Annotated in this window: 4 protein-coding genes; 1 reads left to right on the top strand and 3 read right to left on the bottom strand. The window is 46.8% G+C overall.

The genetic code is table 11. From position 1 onward, the window contains the following. Positions 1-172: 172 nt before the first annotated feature. On the bottom strand, positions 173-697 hold the full coding sequence (locus J5224_RS26040) for a hypothetical protein (protein ID WP_264628083.1): 525 nt from the start codon (positions 695-697) through the stop codon (positions 173-175). A 379-nt stretch (positions 698-1,076) separates the two neighbouring features. Here J5224_RS26040 and J5224_RS26045 point away from each other — a divergent pair, with 379 nt between their 5' ends. Continuing rightward, a complete protein-coding gene (locus tag J5224_RS26045; protein ID WP_264628084.1) occupies positions 1,077-1,406 on the top strand; it encodes a hypothetical protein in 330 nt (109 codons plus the stop codon). Positions 1,407-1,575: 169 nt separating this feature from the next. Here the strand turns inward: J5224_RS26045 and yfaE are convergent, their stop codons facing one another. Together yfaE and J5224_RS26055 are read right to left on the bottom strand one after the other, a co-directional pair. Continuing rightward, entirely contained in the window at positions 1,576-1,836 is a 261-nt protein-coding gene (gene yfaE / locus J5224_RS26050; protein WP_264628085.1) for a class I ribonucleotide reductase maintenance protein YfaE, read from the bottom strand. Positions 1,837-1,840: 4 nt separating this feature from the next. Then, the coding region (locus tag J5224_RS26055) for a hypothetical protein (protein WP_264624366.1) at positions 1,841-1,914 on the bottom strand (74 nt) is incomplete at its 5' end.

Genomic DNA, 1,914 nt, shown 5'->3' on the forward strand with positions numbered 1-1,914 from the left:
CGCTGGCCGCCATGGTTGACTGGCGATTCTTCTCCGCGATGTAACAGGCATCGCGGCTGACGCCCTGGGCTTGACACTCTGCCATGCGTGATGCCTGTGAGGAACAACCGGCCAGCATAACGACAGCGATCAGTGAAATCTTGTTAATCATAGAAATAACCTGTTGTGACTTTCATGTATTTCTCAGGTGACTAAAGTTACCGTTGAGATCGTCAATCTGTTGGCTGTTGTCAACGGTACGAGCGTGCGTGGCTTTGATTGCTGAATGCTCTTCTGTGAGCACTTGGGTCGTGTTATCTGCCAGCGTTTGAATCTGCTCACTGTAATAAATGCTTTCTATCTGCTGTTGTTTCGCCAATTTTCTCACGCTTTTGTTTGCGGCCTTGATGGCAATGCGGTTAGCTGTGATGACTTTGCTGTGGTCATCAGCAGGTTGAGCATTGGTTTGAGTCTGCGTCGCAGGCGTGGCCGCTGATAGGGTTGCGTTCCGTTGCTCTACGTAGCGTTCACTATGCGCTAACCTTTCTTGCTGCTGTGTTTCATGATTCCAAGGATGATTTCCTGAAAGCTGATGGTTTGCAGTGGCAAAATAAGCATCAGCGGCCTGTTTGTCAGCACCAGACAAGCCAGCAAAAGCAGGCACACAAACCGCGCTGATGATAACTGCCAGAATAGAGCGAGAACATGTTTGTTTCATTTGTTAATTTCTCATTAAAATTAACGCGCGAGTCTGTTTCTCTCGTGGCGTAATTGTCGTTTATATTAGAAAGGATTTTGGTTTACGTTGTGCGGAATTTACGCCACGTGTTTTGTGATGTAAAGCACGTTTGATTGCGGATTGTTGTTCTTTATCCCTCATTTATTTCCAATGGAAACTGATTTGGTTTCTTAATGGTGCGATAATTGTTCTCATTTGGCACTGAGGCGGAATGGATCGCAGATAACGAGTTGTTTTTGCTTGTGAAATAATTCTGGTTTCTGATGGGTAAATGAATTTGATGCTGAAATATGCTATCATCGGTTTCTTTGAGAAATATCAATTTTTGCCGGGGTTAGAAACAGACAGGTGAAAGTAAATGAATGATTTTGAAGAGATTTTTAATGAGATGGGAATTGATAGGGCGCTGTTACCTATCCTTTTTCGCTCGAATCGGTCAACGGTTCACAAATATTTAAGCGGCGAGAGTCTCGCGCCAGCATCAGCCATGTCACTGATTCTCTTGCTGCAACTACTTCAGAAGCGCAGCCCTGAGCTGTTTGCAGAATGGCTTACGCTGAGTGACTTCACCATTCCGCCTGAAATTTATTTAAACCAACCTGATTACTGGAAGGGTTGGAAGTTCACAGAGCATAAAGTGAATAAAGCGGTGTTGCAGTACCTGAAAGACAATGTTGAAAAAAAATAACACCGCGCTAAACGCGAGCTTAACGCGGTGGCAATGCATCCGCTAAATAATCCTGACAGGGAAAGCGAAAGGGCGTTCATCGTTGAAAGAGGGTGAGCGCCTTTTTCTTACCGGATAAATCTGTTTTCGCGCTGATTCATCCGCCTTTACCGCATCGGTCATTGATTGTTCACAACTCCAACTCAATATCATTCACCGGCATGCAGCAGCACGGCAAAATTTCATCTTGCTGTACACAGGCAAGCGGCGTTTGGCGATAGGCTACGCGACCTTTCACCAGCCGTAAGCGGCAGGCACCGCAATAGCCCGAGCGGCACTGATACTCCACCGGCACGCGATGTTGTTCCAGCACATCCAGTAATGAGGCGGCGCTGTCGTTGCTGGCAAGTTGCGCGCCTGAGACGCGCAGTGTGATGGTTGAGGTGCTCATCGGCTTAGAGCTGGAAGTCACTCAGATCGTCGGCGTTGATTTCAGAATCAATTTGGCCGACCAGATAAGAACTCACTT

Source organism: Candidatus Symbiopectobacterium sp. NZEC135 (genome assembly GCF_025962695.1).

Coding starts and splice junctions, on each gene's coding strand:
- J5224_RS26045 (WP_264628084.1), top strand. CDS start 1,077: ATGAATGATTTTGAAGAGATTTTTAATGAGATGGGAATTGATAGGGCG.
- J5224_RS26040 (WP_264628083.1), bottom strand. CDS start 697: ATGAAACAAACATGTTCTCGCTCTATTCTGGCAGTTATCATCAGCGCG.
- yfaE (WP_264628085.1), bottom strand. CDS start 1,836: ATGAGCACCTCAACCATCACACTGCGCGTCTCAGGCGCGCAACTTGCC.